General features: G+C 73.3%; 11 protein-coding genes. 2 read left to right on the forward strand and 9 right to left on the reverse strand.

Annotated elements, in window-relative coordinates; all coding sequences use genetic code 11:
• Positions 1-16 precede the first annotated feature (16 nt).
• Together AC6EXY_RS04495 and AC6EXY_RS04500 are read left to right on the forward strand one after the other, a co-directional pair.
• Complete coding sequence (locus tag AC6EXY_RS04495) at positions 17-1,450, forward strand: cation:proton antiporter (protein WP_243407517.1); 1,434 nt, start codon at positions 17-19, stop codon at positions 1,448-1,450.
• Between the two features lie 4 nt (positions 1,451-1,454).
• Positions 1,455-6,767, forward strand: a complete 5,313-nt coding sequence (locus AC6EXY_RS04500; protein WP_499816753.1) for a diguanylate cyclase — start codon at positions 1,455-1,457, stop codon at positions 6,765-6,767.
• Positions 6,768-6,862: 95 nt separating this feature from the next.
• On the opposite strand, the gene AC6EXY_RS04505 is transcribed toward AC6EXY_RS04500, so the two are convergent.
• From AC6EXY_RS04505 to AC6EXY_RS04545, 9 genes are all read right to left on the reverse strand, one after another.
• Positions 6,863-7,717: an SDR family NAD(P)-dependent oxidoreductase gene (locus AC6EXY_RS04505; RefSeq protein ID WP_101835438.1), complete on the reverse strand. Its 855-nt coding sequence runs from the start codon at positions 7,715-7,717 to the stop codon at positions 6,863-6,865.
• A 12-nt stretch (positions 7,718-7,729) separates the two neighbouring features.
• The gene (locus tag AC6EXY_RS04510; protein ID WP_499816752.1) at positions 7,730-8,629 is read right to left on the reverse strand and encodes an acyl-ACP desaturase; all 900 of its coding nucleotides are present in this window, start codon (positions 8,627-8,629) and stop codon (positions 7,730-7,732) included.
• A gap of 88 nt (positions 8,630-8,717) precedes the next feature.
• Entirely contained in the window at positions 8,718-9,647 is a 930-nt protein-coding gene (locus tag AC6EXY_RS04515; protein ID WP_101835440.1) for an SAM-dependent methyltransferase, read from the reverse strand.
• Complete coding sequence (locus tag AC6EXY_RS04520) at positions 9,644-9,907, reverse strand: acyl carrier protein (protein WP_101835441.1); 264 nt, start codon at positions 9,905-9,907, stop codon at positions 9,644-9,646. The genes AC6EXY_RS04515 and AC6EXY_RS04520 overlap by 4 nt, the downstream gene beginning before the upstream one ends.
• Positions 9,891-10,532, reverse strand: coding sequence for a PaaI family thioesterase (locus AC6EXY_RS04525; RefSeq protein WP_101835442.1), 642 nt, complete (start codon positions 10,530-10,532; stop codon positions 9,891-9,893). The genes AC6EXY_RS04520 and AC6EXY_RS04525 overlap by 17 nt, the downstream gene beginning before the upstream one ends.
• A complete protein-coding gene (locus AC6EXY_RS04530) occupies positions 10,529-11,314 on the reverse strand; it encodes a ferritin-like domain-containing protein (protein ID WP_101835444.1) in 786 nt (261 codons plus the stop codon). The genes AC6EXY_RS04525 and AC6EXY_RS04530 overlap by 4 nt, the downstream gene beginning before the upstream one ends.
• A gap of 58 nt (positions 11,315-11,372) precedes the next feature.
• On the reverse strand, positions 11,373-12,683 hold the full coding sequence (locus tag AC6EXY_RS04535) for a cytochrome P450 (protein ID WP_499816751.1): 1,311 nt from the start codon (positions 12,681-12,683) through the stop codon (positions 11,373-11,375).
• A 25-nt stretch (positions 12,684-12,708) separates the two neighbouring features.
• Positions 12,709-13,986 carry a cytochrome P450 gene (locus AC6EXY_RS04540; protein WP_243408072.1) on the reverse strand — a complete coding sequence of 426 codons (1,278 nt, stop codon included), beginning with the start codon at positions 13,984-13,986 and terminating at the stop codon, positions 12,709-12,711.
• 505 nt (positions 13,987-14,491) lie between these two features.
• A complete protein-coding gene (locus tag AC6EXY_RS04545; RefSeq protein ID WP_101835446.1) occupies positions 14,492-15,817 on the reverse strand; it encodes an ABC transporter ATP-binding protein in 1,326 nt (441 codons plus the stop codon).
• Positions 15,818-15,827: the final 10 nt, after the last annotated feature.

Below are 15,827 nucleotides of genomic sequence, written 5' to 3' on the forward strand. Positions count from 1 at the left end.
CGGACGAGGAGGGTATGTGGAGCTGGGACGGTCCCTGGTCGCACTTGGAGGTTCGTTTCTCGCCGCGGGTCTGCTCGCCCGCGCCGGCAGGCGGATCGGTCTGCCCACCATTCCGGTGTTCATGGCCGCCGGAATCCTGCTCGGCCCGCACACTCCGGGACTCGTCCTGTTCGAGGATCCGGGGGAACTGAAGGTCCTCGCCGCGCTCGGCCTGATCTTCCTGCTGTTCTCCCTGGGGCTTGAGTTCCACCTCGATCAGCTGATCGGCGGCGGGCGGAGGCTGCTGTTCGCCGGCGGCAGCTATCTGCTTCTCAACGTCGGCGGCGGCCTGCTGTTCGGCCATCTGCTCGGCTGGGGCGAGCGCGAGGCCGTCGCGCTGGCGGGGATCGTCGGGATCTCGTCGTCGGCCATCGTGACCAAGCTGCTGTTCGAGCTGCGGCGGATGAACCGCGGGGAGACCCCGCTGATCCTCGGGATCATCGTCGTCGAGGACGTCTTCCTCGCGTTCTATCTGGCCCTGCTGCAGCCGATCATCAAGGGGTCCAGCGGCATGACAGACCTGGCGCTGCAGGTGGGGCGCGGGTTCGCGTTCCTGCTCGCGCTGGCCGCCCTCGCCCGGTGGGGCGCGCGGACCGTCGCGCGGCTCGTCGACGACCCCGATGACGACCTGCTCGTCGTCTGCTTCGTCGGCCTCGCGGTGCTCGTGGCCGGCGGCGCGGAGCTGGTCGGCGTCTCGGATGCCATCGGCGCGTTCATGGCCGGGCTCATCCTCGCCGCGAGCCCGGTGGCCGGGCGGGTGCGGCCACTCGTCGTGCCGCTGCGCGACGCGTTCGGCGCGCTGTTCTTCTTCGCGTTCGGCCTGCGGATCGCGCCGGCGGACGTGTGGTCCGTCGCCGGGCCCGTGCTGGCGGCGATCGTCCTGACCCTGGTGCTGAACGCGGCCGCCGGCCTCGTCGCCGCCCGCATCCACCGCATGGACATGACCGCGGCGGTCACCATCACCCTGTCGGTCCTCGCCCGCGGCGAGTTCGCGCTGATCGTCGCCTCACTGGCGGCCGCCGCCGGCCTCGACGCCCGCATCGCGCCCTTCACCGCCGGCTACGTCCTGATCCTCGCCGTGATCGGCCCTCTCGCCGCCTCGCACTCCGACGCGATCGCCCGCCTCCTTCCCGGCGGTTCCCGGCCCGTCCCGGGCGCCGCCGCCGATCCGGCGGGCGCCCGGCCGGCCGCCCCGGCCGGTGAGGACCGGCCGGGCGACCTGCGGCCACGCGCATCGGAGCCGGACCCGCTGCCGGTGCCGTCCCGCCCGGACCACGCGGACGCACGGGCGCACGGTCTCGCTCACGAGACGGGCCGCGACAGACCCCTCGACGTCCACCCGAAGTGCGATCAGTCCCAGGTCGAGCAAGAATTGCCGCGTACGGCGTCCGGAGACAGGGCGGCGAGGTGACCGGGTGGCGCGACTGGAAGTTCCTGGGCTGCAGATGGGAGCGGAGATAGGTCGCGGCTCGTACTCCGTCGTCTATCGGGCGCAGCGGGCGTCCCGGAAGTACGCCGTGAAAGTTGCCCTGCAGGCGATCGCTCCCGACAACGGCATTGCCCGGACATTTGCCCGGGAAGCGACGATCCTGTCCTGTATCCGGCATCCCAACATTGCTCGGGTATGGGCGGCCGGGCATGTCGAGGACCGCCCCTACCTGGTCATGGACCTGGTGGAGGGGGAAACGCTGCGGACGCGGCTCACGGCCGGGCCGCTGGGAATCACCGACGCCGCACGGATGGCGCGTGATGTGGCCGCGGCGTTGTCCGAAGCCCACCAGCGCGGCCTCGTGCACCAGGACGTCAATCCCGCGAACATCATGATGAGCGAGGACGGCCGGGCCGTCCTGCTCGATTTCGGGCTGATGACCCGGGCCGGTGAAGCGCCGTCGGATCGTGCCGTCGGGACGCTCGTGTACGGCGCGCCCGAGCAGTCCGGGGTGCTGCGGCGGCCGGTCGATCCGCGTACGGACCTGTACGCCCTCGGCGCGGTGCTCTACACCTGCCTCGCCGGCCGCCCACCGTTCGCCGCGGACGACGTCGCGGAGCTGCTCCGCCAGCACGCGGTGGCGGAGCCCCGCCCGCTGGCCGAGTCGCGCGCGGACGTGCCCGCCGAGCTCGCCGCCGTCGTCCACCGGCTGCTGACCAAGGAGCCGGACGACCGGTTCCAGTCGGCGCGGGAGGTCATCGCCGCACTCATGCCGTTCGCGCCCAGCGGTTCGGGCGCGGGCACGGGCGCGGGCGACGGCCACGCGCCGGTCCGGCTCAGCGCGGGCCAGCTGATCGGCCGCGACCGCGAGCGTCGGATCCTGTCACGCGCCTGGGATCGCTGCATGGCCGGTGAGTCCGGGGTCGTGACCATCGCGGGCGAGGCGGGTGTCGGCAAGACCGCCCTCATCATGGACCTGCTGGCCACGCGCGGCCTGACGTCGACACCCGCCGTCGTCCGCGGCCGGTGCGCCGCGGACGCCGCCGCCCCGCTGGCCCTGCTGCGCGGCCTGTCCGACGACTGGATGCGCCGGATGGCGGACGAGCCCGAGCCGGTGGCGCGGGAGCTGCGTGCGCGCAAGGTGGCGGCGGCGGGCGCCGACGCGGTGGAGCTCGCCCGCGCCAGTCCCGCCCTCGGGGCGTTGATGGGGGTGGGCGGCCCGGGGGCGGGAGTCCCGGACGCCGAGGACGCTCATTACCGCATGGCCATGGTCGAGTGCATGCGCCGCTTCGCCCGGCTGTCCGGCGGAATGGTCCTCTGCATCGACGACGTCCAGTGGCTGGGCCCCGCGGACCGCCGCGTGCTGGAGGACCTGACCGCCGCCGCGGACCCGGTCCCGCTGCTGATCGTCGCCTCGACCCGCGACCCCTCGCGGCGGCTGGCGCCCGGCTGCGCGACCAGCTGGGACATCGAGCTCGGACCGCTGGGCGAGGACGAGGCGGCCGAGGTCGTGCGCGGCTACCTCGGCGAGATCACCGACAGCGCGTTCGTCCGGGACCTCACCGTGCGCTCGTCGGGAAATCCGTTGACCATGGTCGAGTATCTGCGAGCGGTGATCGACGCCGGTCTCATCCGCCCCGACTGGGGGCGATACGTCGTGGACCGGGCGGGTCTCGACACGCTGCGGCTACCCAAGCAGGTCCTCGACCTGATCCGGCACCGGGTGGACGCGCTCGACCGGACGGCGGTGGCCGTCCTGGGCACGGCGGCGGTGCTCGGCCGCACCTTCGACCTCACGCTGGTCGCCGCGGTGACCGGCCGCTCCCCGATCGGGGTCGCGACGGCGGCGGCGCGGGCCCGGGCGCATCAGCTCGTCCGGGACAACGGCGACGGCCGCTGGTCGTTCGTGCACGACTGCGTGCACGAGGCTCTGCTGTCGACGATGAGCCCGCCCGAGCGGGCCGCGGTGCACCGGCGCGTCGTCGAGGCGCTGGAGGCGAACGAGGCCCGCGGCGACAGCTGGACCTACGAGCGGGCCCGGCACGCGATCGCCGGGGGGATCGCCCCGGCACATCGTTTCCGGGCGGCGGCCGAGGCGGCCGCGGCCGCGCTCGCCGCGTCCGCACCGTACGAGGCGGTGTCCTTCTACCGGGCGGCGCAGGCCGCGGCCCTGGAGGCGGGCCTCGAACCGGACGCGGAGTTTGAGGAGGGCTTCGCCTTCGCCTGCTCGCGGACGATCGAACCCGACGACGCGCGCCTGCACTTCGCCCGCGCGTTGCGCACGCAGACCGATCGCCGGCGTCGGGCCCGGGACTTCCTCGCCCTCTCCAAGATCGATTTCGCCACGTTCCGGACCGCCGCGGCCCTGGAGTACGTGCACCAGGGACTGGCCGAGATCGGCCGGGGCGTACCGGCGAATCCCGTTGCCGCGGTGGTCGTCTGCCTCGGCCGGTGGCTGGCGGCGTTCGCCTGCCGCTGGCCCTGGACCGGTTTCGGTGGCGCCCGGGGCGAGGATCGGGAGCTGCACGCCATCCGCTGCGGCCTCTATGAGCTCGGCGTGGAGAGCGAATGGCTCGGAGGGCGGATCGGTCCCATGCTGGCCTTCGCCACGTCGGCGCTGTATCCGGGGCGGCGGCTCGGGTCTGGCGACGAGTACCTGTGCGGCCGCGCCGCCCGCACGATGGTCGCGGCCGACTTCGGACGCCGACGGCGGGTGGAGCGCGACGTTCCACGGCTGCGGGACCTCGCGGACCGCAGCGGTGACCCGGCGGTGCAGACAAAGATCATGCTCTACACCTCCATCGCGCTGATCATCCTCGGGAGCCGCGGCGTGACGGGTGAGCGCGACTGCGCCGAGGCATTCCGCCGTGGTGGGCGCTGGATCGAGACCTACTACTCCGAGAGCAGCTACTCGACGCTTGTCCGCAGCCTCGCGCTGCGGGGCGAGACCCGGATGGCGTGGGAGCACTGCGAGTCCAGGCCGGACGACGAGGCGTTGCGGACCGATCTCGCTGTCCTGCGGGCGCGCCTGGCCCACCTGCTCGGCCAGCCACCGGTCACGCACCCCGATCTCGAGGCGCTGGCGGCCGAACCCGCCGCCGAGCGACTGCGTCGGTACCTGATCTGCGCCGACCTCACCGATCTGGAAGCCTCGGGCGACGAGACCGGGGCCGCCTTCGACGCCGCCGTCGAGGCCGGCGAGGCCGTCGAGCGCTCCGTCGGGCGGATACCGAGGTTCTTCCGCCACTTCACGATCGTGAAGGCACGGGGCCGGCTGGAGCAGGCGCGGCGGGTACCGCCCGGTCCGGCCCGCGAGCGATGCCTGCGCGTGGCGCGACAGGCGCTGCGCGACGCCCGATCCGCGGCCGCGTACCCGCTGTTCGCCGCCGAGCTGTGCGCGCTACGGGCGGCCGCGAGCGAGCTCGCCGGCGACTACGACCACGCGCTCCGGCTGGTGGAGACCGCGGAGCGTCGGGCGCATCACCTCGACGCACCCGTGATCCGCTTCGACCTGCTGGTGACGCGGGCGCGCTGCCTGCGGGGTGTCGGGGAGAACGAGCGCGCCGCGATCGAGGCGGAGCTGGCGATGGCCCTGGCCGGGCATCAGGGCTGGCTTCGCCAGCGTGCCCGGGTACGCGACGAGTTCGGGCTGACCGACGAGGCATCTCGCACCTCGCTGTTCGGGACGTCACGGTCGGCAGCGTCCCGGGACCGCCGCCGTCTTGAGGCCGTGCTCCAGGTCAGCGCGTCGGTCGGACGCTCCTCGACGCCGGAGTCCGTCGTCGCCGTGGCCCTCGACGAGATCATCGGCATCCTGGGCGCGGAGCGCGCGTACCTGCTGCTGCCGGCCGGCGGCACCGACGACGCCCACCAGCCGCTCACCCTGTACGCCCAGTGCGCGGCCGACCAGCGCGCGGCCGACCAGCGCGACGTCCAGGGACCGCCGGCCGCCGTCCCGCGCGGCTTCGCGACGACGGTCGTCGAACGGGTGCGGGCGGAGCAGCGGGCGCTGGTGGTCACCGGCACCGACCAGGGGGCCGTGCTGGGGTCGCGCAGCGCGGTCCAGTACGGGCTGCGTAGCATCCTCGCCGCCCCGGTCCCCGTCAGTGCCGGGCGCAGCGGGGTCGTCTACGTCGACAGCCGGGTCGCCAAGGGGCTGTTCGACGAGGATGACGCCCGCATCCTCGGCGCGCTCGCCAAGCAGGTCGGACTGGCGCTGCACATGGCCGAGGCCGCGCGGCTGCAGACGATGGTCGTCTCCGAGCGCCGCCAGCGGGACCTGGCCGAGATGATCCGGGACGTCACCCTGCAGGCGACCTCGACGCTCAGCACCCGGGGCGTCCTCGGCCGGGTGCTGACGGCGGCGCGGCCGGTCCTCCCGTTCGACGCCGCGTGGGTGCTGACCCCGGCGGACGACGCGGTGCGGATCATGTCGGTGCACGGCGACGTGGCCGAGGAGGTGGCCGGCGAGGAGCTGCGTCCCGCCGCCGGCCATCCCCTCATCCGCGCCGCCCGGCAGGGCACGGTGCTCACGACGGAGGACGGCGTCGACCTGCCCGGCTGGTCGGGCCCGGCGCGCAGCTGGATGATGATCCCGGTCACGCTGTCCGACGACATCCGGGCGGTGGTCGCGCTCGCCTCCCGGACGCCGGACGCCTACGGCGAGACACGCGTGCAGATCGCCCGGACCGTGCTCGACCAGGCGGTCGTCGGCTGGCAGAACGCCCAGCTGTTCGAACGGGTGCAGCGCCTGGCCGCCGTTGACCAGCTGACCGGCCTCGCCAGCCGGCGCGACTTCCTGGAGCAGGCACAGCGGATCGTCGCCGCGCACGCCGCCATCGGCGCGCCGCTGAGCGCGGCGATGATCGACATCGACCACTTCAAACGGGTGAACGACACCCACGGGCACTTCGTGGGTGACGAGGTCCTCGCCGAGATCGCCCGGCGCATGCGGGGGGCGTTCCGGCGCGAGGACGTCCTCGGCCGGCTGGGCGGTGAGGAGTTCGGCGTGCTCATGTCCGCCACCGAGGCCACCGCCCGTTCTCTCGGGCAGCGACTGCGCGACCTGGTCACCGAGCCCGTCCGGACCTCCGCCGGGCCGCTCGACATCCGGCTCAGCATCGGCCTGGCCACGCTGCGCTCCAGCGACGCCGACCTGCGCGACCTGCTGACCCGCGCGGACGACGCCCTGTACACGGCGAAGCGCACGGGCCGTGACCGCATCGTCAGCCAGTCCGACGACGCGGACCTCTCGGTGGCGCACGAACCGGCGGCGGCAACCGGCCCCCGGGTCAGGTAGGGGTGGGACCGGGGATCCCCGGGTGGCCGGGGACGAGGCACAAGGTCAGGGACGAGGCACAAGGTCAGGGACGCGTCAGGACGGATGGGGACGGGTCAGGAGGGTAGGGCGGCGAACGCCTTCGCGAGCAGGCGGCGTTCCTCGACGGCGACGGCGACCGGGCGGCCGGCCGAGATCCCGCCGTCAACGCCGAGGTCCTGACCGGTGACGAAGGACGACGCGTCCGTGGCGAGCCACAGGGCCGCCGCGGCCACGTCGTCGGCCCGTCCCGCCCGCGGGATGGACTGGTGGGCCGCCATCGCCTCGGCGAACAGCGGCTCCAGCAGGCCGGCGGTCCGGTCGGCCCGCTCGGCGTCGACGCCCGCGTTCTTGGCGAAGATGCCGGTCGGGATCGGCCCGGGCGAGACACTGTTGACCCGGATGCCGTGCGGGCCGAGTTCGACGGCCGCCGAGCGGGTCAGCTGGAGCACGCCGGCCTTGGCCGTCGAGTAGCTGATGTCCGACCAGCCCGCCCGGTGCGCGCCGATGCTCGACATGTTGATGATGCTGCCCCACCCGCGCGGGATCATGATCCGAGCCGCGTGCTTGATGCCGAGGAACATGCCGCCGGCGTGCACGGCCAGCGTGTCGAGGAACGCCGCGAGGTCCGCCTCCGGCAGCGGACGCGGCGCCTCGACACCCTGCCCGGCGTTGTTGACCAGTACGTCGAGGCCGCCGAACGCGTCCACCGCGACCGCAGTCAGCGCCTCGATGTCGGCTTCGACGCGGACGTCGGCACGGGCGAACCTGGCCCGCGGGCCGAGCGCCGCGGCGAGCTCCTCCCCCGGTCCCGTCCGCCGCCCGCCGAGCACGACGCTCGCCCCCTCGGCGACGAACACCTCGGCGGTGCGGGCCCCGATGCCGCTGGTCGCTCCGGTGATCACCGCGACCTTGCCGTCCAGTGCGCCCATCTCGCCCGCCGCCTACGATGCCTGGCCGGCGGCCGCGGGGGTGCGGCAGGCGGCGACGAACCTGGCCAGCTCGTCGACCCGGTCGGTGCGGGCGTCGACGGCGCGGTTGACGACCCGGATGAGGTGCTCGTAGGCGTCGGTGTGGTCGTAGTGCGCGGTGTCGGCGATTTTCAGCGCCCAGCGCCAGTAGCCGCGCAGCGTGTCGGCCAGCGGCATCCGGAACCCGGCGATGACGTCCCGGATCGGCTCGACGACCTGGTCGCCGTAGAGGCGCAGGCTGCGCTCGACCACGTCCGCGAAGAACGTGAAGTGCCGGGCCTCGTCCTTGCTGAGCCGGCCCAGCACGTCCATGAGCACCGGTTCGTCGACAACGGATCGCAGCGACTGGTAGTAGATCTGGGTGGCCTTCTCCTGGACCAGGGCGTAAGCGAACAGCGAGATGGCGTGCTCGTGGGGCATGGTGAACGGCTTGCGCCCCTCCTGGCCCAGCTCGTCGCGCAGCCGGTCGGGCTCGCTGATGCCGGCCGCGACCTGGTACTCGAACAGGGCCCGGGCGTGGCTGTCCTCCTCCTGCGCCCAGCGCACCGTGAAGTGGTACAGCTCGCGGTTGTGGACGAAGGTGGCCACGTCGACCGACTCGTCGAGCGGGAAGCGCCGCGCGTACAGGCCGAAGTACCCCGGCAGGTGGTCCTCGATGTAGGTGATGAAGGCGACGGCGGAGCGCTGGCCCTCGGTGAGCCGGCCGCCGTCGACCGACGACCAGCTGAACGCCGTCTCGACGTCCCACCGGCGGGTGACGGGCGACGAGCGCATGAACGAGCCGACGGCCTGCGCGAGGTCGGCGGGCGGCAGCAGCGGACCGGCGGCCTGGCCCGCCGGTTCCGCCACTGCCCGGGGAACGGTGGTGGTCATCTGTCCTCTTCCTCCTGGACGGTGGACGACGCGGCGACCGGCCGACGGGCGCGGCCGGTCGACGGAACGGGCGGGCAGGCGGGCGGCCTCAGCGCGATCGCTGGCAGACAAGCGCGTAGTGCTTGGTGGTGTAGCCCCAGCCGGCGTTCGCCACCTCGAGGTAGTGGCGCAGGGTCGCGGCCATGCCCGGCCGGATCTGGTCGATCTCCTCGGCGCTGCGGTCGACGTTCGTGATCCAGTCGTCGATCGTGAGCCGGTAGTCGTCGGTGAGGTCCTCCACACCGACGACGGAGAAGCCGGCGTCCTCGGCCGCACGCACCAGGTCGGACAGCGGGCGCATGTCACCCCAGCCGAAGATGGAGTTGCGGACGAACTCGGTGCCCGCCCGGCGGTCGAACTCGTCTCGGGCCGCCGCGTTGCGGAAGCACGTCTCGGAGACGTAGTACCGGCCGCCGCGGCGCAGCAGGGAGCGAGCGCGGCGCATCACGTGGACCAGGTCAGGCATGTGCACGATCGAGCCGAGCATCGTCACGGCGTCGAACGGGCCGGCGGGCAGGGCGGCGTGCTCGAAGTAGCCCTGTACGGTGCTGACCCGGTCGGCGACGCCCAGGTCCACGGCCCGCCCGGCGATGTAGCCGTGCTGGTTGCCGGCCGGGCTGATCCCGACGACCCGGGCGTTGTACTCCCGGGCCATGAACAGGATCAGCGCGCCCCAGCCGCAGCCCACGTCGAGCAGCCGGTCGCCGCCGCGCAGCCCGAGCTGGCCGGCGACCCAGCGCAGCTTCGCCTCCTGCGCCCGCTCGAGGGTCAGGCCGGGCTCGCGGTAGTACCCCGAGGAGTACTTGCGCAACGGGTCGAGGAACAGCCCGAAGATCCGCGGGTCGAGGTCGTAGTGCTGGTTGGTCTGCGCGGTCTGCGCCGCCGGGGCGGCCTCGTCAGCCGCGGCGGCGACGGTAGCGGCGGCGGCTTCCACGGTGGCGGCGGTGGTCCCGGCGGCGGAGCCGGTCACGGTGGTCATACGCGCGCTTCTTCGGCGAGGGCGCGGTGCAGGACCTCGGCGACCTCGCGGATCGTCGAGGCGCCGAAGACGGCCTCGTCTTCCAGCTCGACGTCGCGGGCGCGCTCGATGCGGGCGATCACCCGCAGCACCTTCACCGAGTCGGCGCCCTGCACGGTGCGCAGGTCCGCGTCGGCCGACACCGTGTCGACCTCGACGCCGAGCTCCTCGGCCACGATCTCGGTGATCTCGCTGATCAGCTCGTCAGTCGACACGGGCATGGGAGTCCTCCACGGTGATCTCGGTCGGCTCGCCGGCGACCACGGTGGTCCCGGCGACGGTGCGGGTGGAAACAGGCGCGGCGCTGGTGGACGCGGACGCGGTGGTCGCGGCCGCCAGGGCGCGGTGCAGGTCGTCGACCTCGGGCTCGTCGAGGGCGACGCGTCCGCGGGCGGCGTCCAGCGAGACGGTCCGGTAGCTGGCGGTGGCGGTGGCGACCACCTCGCCGTCCCGGGTGCGGATGTCGGACTCGGCGTGCAGCAGCGTGCCGGTGCTGTCGTCGCGGACCCGGGCGACGCACTCGTAATCGCCGCCGACCGCCACCGGATGGACGTAACGCAGCCGCATGCCGGTGGTGAACGGGATCTGCCCGGTCCGCAGGACGATCAGGTTGCCCATGATCTCGTCGGCGATGACGCCGAGCAGCCCGCCATGGACCACGCCGGGGTAGGACTCGTACGGCCGCCCGAGGCGGAAGGTCGTCCGCAGTCCGTCGCCGTGATGGGTGAACCGCAGCCGCAGGCCGTGCTGGTTGTGCGGGGAGCAGCCGAAGCACTGGTAGTCCGGCAGGACGTACCAGGGCAGGTCGATGGCCTCCAAGCCGTCGGCGTCGGCGGGGGCCGTCATGCGAGCGCTTCGGCGAGGCGGCGGCGGACCCGGGCGTTGGAGCTGACGTCCATCCCGGTCAGCGCGGAGAACGCGCGGCGGATGTTGTCCTGGAGCTTGTCCAGCTCGCCGGCATCGGCGACCTTCTCCAGGAACATCTCGAAGGCGGTGTCGATGGTCTCGTGGTCGCGCAGGGCGACCAGTTCGCTCTTGAACACCCCGACCGGATGCTTGATCCGCTGCTCGCCGGTGTAGACATGCAGCGTCTCGAGCACCGAGGGCAGTTCCTCGGGGTGCCGCTGGAGCCGGATCCGGGCGAAGTGCAGGAACTCCCGGGCGTGCCCGGCCTCGTCCCGGCTGGCGTTGAGCATGATGCCGGCGAGCACCGGCTCCTCGACCCAGGACGCGACCGCCCGGTACACGTGGTTCACGGTCAGCTCGGAGATGATGTTCGTCGCGAGCGTCGCGCATGGCGTCGTGCCCGGGTCGTACGGCGCGCGCATCGCCGAGACGGCCGACTCCCGCACCTCCGCGTCGACCGCGTTCAGCCAGGTCCGGAACGCGAAGTGGTGCTGGAGCTCCTCGTAGCCCCAGACCGCGACGAACGCGGAGAAGTCGTAGTCGTCGAACTCGTTGAGGAACCCGTGCTGGGCGGCGATGGAGTTCGCCTCACCCATCACCGCGCTCTTGGCCATCGTGACGTACTCGGGCCGGACCAGGTCCCTGCGGATCGTGTCCCACGGCACGTCCGCCAACCGCCAGTGCTTGCGTTCGTAGTGGTGGAAGACGTCGAAGCTGTGCATGGCCGAGGTGCTCCTCGCGATGTCGGACCGGCCGCGGGACCAGCCGCGCCGGGTGTCTCTAGGTGGGGGCGCCGGTCAGGTTCACCGGCAGGGACTGCGGGCCGCGCAGGGCGGCGTTCGGTCGGTAGGTGACGTCCTCGGTCGCGAGCGACAGCGCGCCGCCGCGGCGGACCAGGGTGCCGATCGCGGCCTGAGCCTGGACCCGGGCGAGCGGAGCGCCGAGGCAGACGTGCAGCCCGAGCGCGAACCCGAGGTGGCGGCGCGCGGGTGGGGACGCCGCGTAGCGGGTGACGGCGAACGTGTCGGGATCGGGGAAAGCGGCGGGATCACGGTGCCCGGACGCGCTGAGCACCACCACCCCGTCGCCACGGCGGAACCGGTGCTCACCGACGGTGGTGTCGGTGAGCGCCACCCGGGTGACGAACTGGGACGGCGGGTCGTAGCGCAGCATCTCCTCGATCGCGGCCGGCAGCAGGTCCGGGCGCGCCCGCAGCAGCGCCAGCTGGTCGGGATGGCGCAGCAGCGCCAACGTCCCGTTCGCGACCAGGTTGGCCGTCGTGTCGAGTCCCGCCGCGAGCAGCAGCGCGACCAGCTCGACGACCTCGCGCACGGTGAGGGACCCCTGGTCGCGCTGGACGGCGGCCAGCCGGCTCACCAGATCCTCGCGCGGCCGTTCGCGCCGCTCGGCGATCAGGTCGAGCAGGAAGCGGCCGAGGTCCCGGGCGCAGGCCGTGCGCGCCGCGATCTCGTCAGGGCTGAGCAGAGAGTCCGGGTCGGTGCCGCGGGTGATCCCCTGGATCCAGTCCAGCAGGGGCGACGCGTCGGCGGTCGCGATGCCGAGCAGCCGTCCCATCACCGCGAGCGACATCGGCCGGGCCAGGTCGGCGACCACGTCGAGCCCGCCGGCGGCCAGCGCCGCGTCGACCAGGTCGGTCACGACCCGCTCGACGAACGGCGTCTCCGCCAGGCTCGCCCGGGGCGTGAAGGCCCTGCTCACCAGCCCGCGCAGGCGGGTGTGGTCGGGCGGGTCCATCGTCAGGAACGATCCGCCGGGTACCTCGCCGAGATCGACGCCGGGACGGAACGAGTTCAGCCCCTCGTCGTAGGCGCGACCCCACTGCGCTCCCTGCAGGACCGCGGCGCACTCGTCGTACCTGGTCGCCAGCGTCACCCGGGCCGCGCCGAGGCGGATCGGGCAGAACGGCGCGAGCTCCCGCATGGCCTGGTATCTGGGATAGGGGTTGGCTCGGTGGGTCGGCTCGAAGGCGTCGAAGCCCACGACGTCGCCGGCGAGCCCCAGGGCGGGGCCGGCACCGTCGGTCGCGCCGGTCCCGCCTGCTCGTCGGGCGTCGGTGTCGAGACTCGTCACCGCGCGCCTCCCGCCGCCGCGAGGGTCATGCCGCCGGGGCCTCGAAGCGGACGGGCAGTTCGGCGATGCCGCGGACGACGATGTTCGGCCGGTAGGGGGGCGGGTCGGCCAGCAGTGTCATGACCGGGGCGCGGCGCGCGAGCTCCCGCAGCATGCACTCCATCTCCAGGCGGACCAGCGGCGCGCCGATGCAGTAGTGCAGGCCGACACCGAAGCCGAGGTGGCGGGGAATGGTCTTCGAGCGGGCGTAGCGGGTCAGGTCGAGCCGGTTCGGGTTCTCGTAGACCCGCGAGTCCCGGTTGGCGGCGGCGAGCAGGATCAGCACGCCGTCGCCCTCCTTGAAGGCGTGCCCGGAGATCTCCATGTCCCGCACGGCCATCCGGGTCGTCGCGTGCGACGGGCCGTCGTAGCGCATGAGCTCGTCGACGGCGGCGAGCGCCAGGTCGGGGTCGCGCTTGAGCACCTCGAACTGGTCGGGGTTGCGGGTCAGCGACAGCACGCCGTTGGCCAGCAGGTTCACCGTCGTCTCGTGCCCGGCGACGAGCAGGACGGTAAGGGTGGCGATCATCTCGCCGGTGGTCAGCCGGTCGCCCTCGGCCTCGACCTGGGCCAGCGCCGTGATCAGGTCGTCCTTCGGGTGGGCGCGGCGCTCGGCGACGAGGCGCTCGAAGTAGTCGCGGAAGTGCGCGGCCCCGTCGTAGCGGGACTGGAGCTCCTCGTCGGTCAGCAGTGTGTCGGGGTCCAGGCCGCGGGCGATGCCGGCGGACATGGCCCGGACGGAGTCGTGGTCCTCGCGCGGCACGCCGATCATCTCGGCGATCATCGTCAGCGGCAGCGGGTAGGCGAGCTCCTCGACGACGTCGACCTCACCGGCCTTGATCACGCTGTCGACGACCTCGGTCGCGACCTCCTTCACCCGGCCCCGCAGCGACTCCAGACCCCGGGCGGTGAACGCCTTGCTGACCAGGCGGCGCAGCCGGGTGTGGTCCGGCGGCTCCATCCACAGAAACGACGCGGGCAGGTCCGTGCCGTCGCTCTTCGGGTGCAGGAACTCCGGCTCCTGGGCGTGGCTCCAGCCCGAGTCCTGCAGGATGGCGTCGGCCTCACCATAGCGGGAGACGATCTGCAGATTGAACGGTCCGGGCACGAACGGACCGGCCTCGCGCAGCACGTCGTAGGCGGGATACGGGTTGTGCCGGGATTCCGGCATGAACGAGGCCAGGATGGCGTCGTCAAGGGACATCGAGCCGGCGGCGGGCGTGGTGGAGGCGGTCGCCGCGGGGTCGGTCGTCGTGGTGTTCACGTGCGGGTCCTTCCGTCCGGATCGGCAGGTGGCGCGGATTCGGGCCGGCGGTGGCTGGGCGGGCGGGAGCACGCGCGCCACGGTCGGCGTCCGGGCAGGTGGTGAGGGGTCTTCGGCGCCGCCGATCCAGGGCGGCGGGCGGCCGGCCGGAAACGCTGCCGGCCGGCCCCCGCTGACAGGAAAGGATCCGGCGCCCACAAGGCGGAGGCAATGGACGGGCCGCGGCAAAAGCCACAGCGGCCGGGTGCGGAGGTTCAGGCGATACTCATAAACCCTGAATTGAGTCTGTCGCCCGGCCGGTCCAGCGTCAAGACGAAAGGATCGATGCAATCGATCTATCGCCACAGGGGACGGACCAGTGAAAGGAGACGCCGGTCACGTCGGTATCCGGTCGAATGTAGTCCGTCGTCGGCGACAATGACAAACGCGCCGGGCGGCGACCCGGCGCGTTTGTCAGGCAGAGGTATTCCCGATTCCGCCGGCGCCGGCGGAATCGGGACCCGGCTTATCCGTCGACGCGGCGTCCGTCGGTCGGGTCGAACAGGTGGACCCGGTCGGCGGGGACGTGTACCCGCACCGCCGCACCGACCGCCGGCACCCGGTCCCGCCCGCGCACGCTCACCGCCCACTGGCCGCCGCCCTCGGCGGCGCTCACACAGGTCACCACGGTGCCGTCACCGGTGAACTCGACGACGTCCGCGACACCGCGCACCACGACACCGGTCTCGTCCCCGGCCGGCGCCCCGCCGGAGGCAGGCGCCCCGGCGGGGCACGGCGGCGCGGCGGAGTTCGGCGTCACGGTGGAGCCCGCGGCCGGGTCGTCCTCGTTCACCGGTTCCAGCGTTCCGTCGGCCGGGCGCCAGCCCACCAGCACCGGCGTCGGCAGCGGCCCGGACCGGGCCGCCGGCGTCGCGGGCAGCCGCGCGGACAGCCCCGCCCCGGTCAGGACCCGACCGTCACCGGTTGGCTCGGCGGTGTGCAGGTTCATCGGCGGACTGCCGAGGAACGTCGCGACGAACGTGTCCGCCGGCCGGTGGTAGACCTGCTCCGGCGGCCCGGTCTGGGCGACCCGGCCGCCGTTCATCACCACCAGGTTCGTGCCCATCGACAACGCCTCCAGCTGGTCGTGGGTGACCAGCACGACGGTGTTGCCGAGTTCCCGGTGCAGCCGGACCAGCTCCGCCCGCGCCCGCTGGCGCAGCAGCGCGTCGAGGCTCGACAGCGGCTCGTCGAGCAGCAGGACGGCAGGGCGGCGCACGATCGCCCGCGCCAGGCCCACCCGCTGGCGCTCCCCGCCGGAGAGCTGCCGGGGCAGCCGCCGGCGCAGGTCGGTGAGCCCGAGCATCGCGCAGACCTCGGCCACCCGGGTGGAGATCTCGGCGCGGCTGAGCCCGGAGCGCCGGTCGTGCCGGGCCGCCAGCCGCAGGTTGAAGTCGATGTTGCGCTCGACGGTCATGTGCGGGTACAGCGCGAAGTCCTGGAAGACCAGCGCGACCCCGCGCTCCCCCGGCGGCGCGTCGGTGACGTCGACGCCGCCGAGCAGCACCCGCCCCCGGTCGGCCGTCTCCAGCCCGGCGATGATGCGCAGACCGGTCGACTTCCCGCAGCCCGACGGGCCGACGACGACCGTGAACGACCCCGCCGGCACCCCCAGGTGCGGCACGTCGAGCGCAGGGTGGGAGCCGTACCGCTTCTCGACGCCGGTCAGCGTGATCCCGTCCGGCGCGGCCTCGGCCGCCGCGGACCGGTCTCGCCGCGATGCCTGCGGGGGGACGTCGGCACGAGGGGCCGCGGTCGGACTGGCGGTCGTCGGGTCGGCGGTGTCCGTCATCTCTCGTCCC

It is taken from the genome of Frankia sp. RB5 (assembly GCF_059816245.1).